Here is a 4,739-nt window from a genome sequence, read left to right as displayed (position 1 = left end):
GTATTGATCTGATTTTTCATGTATTTTGTCTATCAAAAAGGACTTCCTTTACAAAGACAATTTTTTGCCGTGAAAAACACGCTTTAAACCAATTTAACGAGGGGTTAATTTTCATACCCTTTTTGATAACACAAACACTTTATGCCAGTAACATTTTTTGCAGTGGCTAATTTCCTCAAAATTTAGGTGATACTCCAATTATTGCCCAAAAATAAGTAAAATATAAATAAAATATAAGTAACACAACTAAATTTTTAGGTTGAAACCGCTACTTTCCGTCTGGTTGTAATGAAAACCTCGAATCTGAGAACAAGGAGGATATAGTCCTCATAGATAGCGATTTAAGGGTAAAAAAGTTAGTATTCCAGTCGGTCAGGGATAAGAGTTAAATATCTGTTCTTCAAAAAATTTAACAAGTAAAAAATAAAAAATTCCAAAACCAAAATTAATGGTTTTGGAATTTTTTATTTTTTTATTTTTCCAATCAACATCAAAACTCGTATCTTGCCCCTAGTTGAACTTGATAAGTGTTGGTTACATTGGCTGGTACAAGTTGTCCAAAGGTTGCATTTACTTGGTATCCATAAATATTACGTCCTTGTTTTTTGGCATCTGGGTCTAAGCCTAATGCTCTGAATAACTGCTGATTACCTCCAGAAACTACCATTTGCTTTCCTGCATCTTTATTCAATAGATTCATAAAATTGAATACTTGAGCCTGTAAAATAATACGATGTTTACCCACAGATTTGATTAGTTGATTATCAATCGTGAAAGATAAGTTTATATCCATATTATGCCAGAAAGGGTTATACAATTCATTTCTAGTTGCCATTTGTCCTGCCTTACTTTTCAAATAATCTGCTGCAGTATTGTCTGGATTATTAATCAACTTTGTTAAATTTGTCGCCAAAGCTTTTTCTAAAGTAGTTGAATTTGGATTACTGTTAATGGTTGATGGATCGAAAATGAAAGCACGTTTGTTATTGTTGATAGTCAAACTTGATCCGTCTCCTGTAATATCACCAAAAATAACTGGCGTCCACGGATTTCCTGAAATTCCCACATATTTAAAGCCTAATTGAAACCCTTTCCATTTTGGTGTGATTCCATAAACTACAATTTTGTTTCTAAAATCTGAATTAGCGGCTCCTTGATTCCCTTTTAAATCCCGTGGATCATCAAAAATATTTCCACTTGAGTAAGTTGTTCTTGCAATACAACAGTTATAAGAATTATCGTCTTCCGTTTTATTTATTGTGAAAGATGCACTCAAAATCGCTCCTTTTGGAAAAACGATTCCTGCTTCAAATGATACTCCTTTTTGCCAAAGTGACGCATCTCCGTTTAATTCCAAAACTCTACTCAACTCTGGGTTTTTGGTTACATCAGCATAATTTATCGGATAAGTAATCACTTGAGGACTGGCTGGATTGGCAACGGCTACTTTTTCAACCGGTGCAAAAACACCACGTCCTCCCTCATTTTCTAATCTGAAATCTGGTTGATCTCTTAAGTTCAAATCTTGATAACGATAGTTATGCATGGTATTAGCATAGTAAATATTAGCACCAACATAAAACATTCTATTAAAGAACTGCTTGAAAGAAGCGTTCACTTTATAGGTAATTGGTGCTCTGAAATTATTTCCAATCAAATTTACATAAGCAGGGGGAATTGTTCCTCCTACGGGAATTCCAGGAACCTTATTGATATCTGCTCGATAAGCTGGATAATCTGGAGTTGGTAAAGCATTACTTGGATAAACCACGTTAGCCAAATTTACACCTGACTGTAAAATATTGCTCAATTGTGTCCAATGAACAATATTGGCAGAAAAAGCACCTCCCCCAATTTGGAATACAGAAGATTGATCCCCTTTCAAATCATAAGTAAACTGGATTCTTGGTTGGATATTTGTATAATCGCTGGCAACAACGTCAGTGCGTTTTCCTAATAATTTATCAACTAAAGCATTGTAGGCTGGTTTTGAGGAAAATATTGTTGCATCCCATCGTAAACCAGCTTGCAAATTCATTTTTGGGTTTAAATTATACTCCATTTGTGCGTAAGCAGATACGTCAAAGGCAGTTTGATTCAAAAAGGGAGCTAAACCACTTTCAGGCGCTAAAGGTACTAAACGTGTATAGGCACTTGGTTTCAATTTGTCTAAATTATCCAAACTGGCAAACTGGAACAAGCCCCCTTGTTCGTTTGAATTTAAGGTATGAGTAAAAGTAATTAAATTATCTGTTCCGAAAGTGAAGTTAAATTTGCCAGCTTGTAAGTATATATTTTCTACGATTTGAAGTTGCTGTTCTCCTTGTTTTTCAGGAGCAATTCTATTTCCACCAAACTGAAAAGTTCTTGAAACGTTAGTTATTCCATCAGATAAAGTTGAAGCGATATTCACAAAACCTCTTGGCAAAGTGTTATATGGAATGAAATCACGTTGAGCTTTTAAATATTGAAATTTCAATTCGTTGTTTATTTTGCTCGAAATTTGACTTCTTAAACTCAAAGTTGTTGAGAATAAAGTAATGTCGTGAGAACCATAAGACTCTCTAACAGCAGCATTGTCAGGCGAGGCGTAAGCTGAGAAATCACTATTTTGATTTGAATAATTACTTCTCAAGGTAAGCTTATTGTGAGCATTAATTTGCCAATCTATTCTTCCGAAATATGTTCTGCTGGCAGGTTTAATTGAAAATGCTCCTGTTTGAGTACTTGGGTCTTGCAAACCATATTTTGTCGAAAGAATACCTAAGAATCTATCTAAATTGACTTTTGAAATAGACTCAGCTTTTTCAGTTACTAAATCTGTAACGTTCAGAACTGAGAATGGTTGAGAACGATCTTCAGAGTCAAAAGCAACAAAATAATGTAGTTTGTCTTTGATAAGTGGTCCCCCCAAAGAAAAGCCGTATTGATTAATGCTAAAATCTTTGATGGTTCTTCCTAAATAATCCGTAGAAGAGGTTAAACCCTGACTACGATTGTAAAGAAAAGCAGAACCAGTTAATTGATTGGTTCCAGATTTTGTGATTACGTTTATAGCACCACCGCCTTGTCTTCCCTGCAAAACATCATAATTATTAGTGGAAACTTCATATTCTTTCACTGCCTCAATTGACACCGTAAAAATTGGTAAAAGTCCACCGTTCATCATAAAACGTTGATTCATTCCATCCAAACTAACGCCCGTAGAACTTTCACGATTTCCACCGATACCAATATTTGGGTTTGCTGGAGAAGAAACGCCTGTCATGGGAGATAAACTCGCCAAATCTTGAAAACTACGATTGCTAGCTGGTAACATTTTCAATTCTTGAACCCCCAGGCGCTTGGCAGTTCCAGTTGGAGAAAATTTTGAGAACACATCATCTTGTGCTTTGATTACGACTTCATTCAACAAAGTAGTATTTTCAGAAAGTTTAAAATCTACTTTTAGGTTCTCACCGATAGAAATGGTATAACCTGTACGTTTTTCAGTACTACTTCCAACATTTTTCGCCGTAATTGTGTAAGGTCCACCTAGAGCAATATTCTTAATTACATAAAAACCGACATCATTCGTAATAACCCCATCTATAAACCCCGTAGATTCGTTTTTGAATGTAATAGTAGCGCCAGGAATTGCCTCACCATTTGAGGAGCGAACGAAACCATTAATGCTCGCATTAGTTTGTCCATAAATTTGAGAAACAGAGAAAATCTGAATGCTCAAAAAGAAGACAGTTAAAAATTGAAAAGTTCTTTTCATGAATATGTATGTTTAATTTTCCACAAAATTAAACACACTTCAATTTTTCTTTTTTGTGTATATATTATGGTTTAATTAACAAAGATGGACATTCTTACTGTAGAAATTAACAAATAATTTTTCTTATGATTAAAAAAAGATTATGTTGATTTTTAACAATAACTGGAAAACAAAAATATCTGAATTTAGTTCTTCACTGGACTTTTTACTCAGATATTCAGTTTAAACTCTTAGAAACGAAAATTGATTCATGGGTACTTATTATCTAATCTCTCATTTAGCATTTAGTCACTTATTCAAAATTTTGGTTGCAACTAAAGAAAAGTGAAAAATTTCCCACGGCCTTCGTAGATTTTTTTAGTATAAAATTGCCTGTGAGCGATTGTAGAGCCTTAGCAGGAGGTTATTATCTGATAATTTATCTTACCACTCTCTTATTTTAAAGTCTAAAAAACAACCAGACCTTTCAGATTCTTCAAGATTGTGTTTAAAAACGTACAATTTAATTGAATCATTAAAATATATGCTCTTACAATCGTATAAACGTAATTTAGGGCTGAGTTCACCATTTGGGCCAAATCTAAACTATCATGTCTCCTAAACTCAATTTTTACAAGAATACATGAGATTTTGATTTATGAGACGCAAAAAAAGATATTTGAGATTAGTTTTTGAGATAATTTTTATTGTATCATAGAATGGACGTTTGGTGAGCAGCAATTTCTTTTTTGGCGATTTATTCGATTTTAATTTGATACATAAATGCCATATAATCGTAAAGTTCTTTAAAATTCTGAAAAGATTTAACCATAAATACTGCTCTTAATGTTGCCCAAAGTCTTGATTTAGTTTTAGTCATTTTCCAAATAGCTTGAAAAGTTTTGCTACAACGTTGGACAAGTTGGTCATTATGAAAAGCCAATAACATTAGATAAGCCATGACGGTTGAAAGATGCTTTTTACCATGTCCATAATT

Annotated in this window: 2 protein-coding genes; both read right to left on the bottom strand. The window is 33.6% G+C overall.

The annotated features are described in order from the left end of the window. Positions 1-490 precede the first annotated feature (490 nt). The gene (locus AC1W31_RS20500) at positions 491-3,763 is read right to left on the bottom strand and encodes a TonB-dependent receptor (RefSeq protein WP_481736365.1); all 3,273 of its coding nucleotides are present in this window, start codon (positions 3,761-3,763) and stop codon (positions 491-493) included. Positions 3,764-4,499: 736 nt separating this feature from the next. Continuing rightward, positions 4,500-4,739: hypothetical protein (locus tag AC1W31_RS20495; RefSeq protein WP_481736364.1), on the bottom strand; the 240-nt coding region annotated here is incomplete at its 5' end.

The organism is Arcicella sp., from assembly GCF_964672035.1.
Note: the sequence above shows the minus strand (reverse complement) of the source record. Positions and strands in the feature narration are given on the sequence as shown.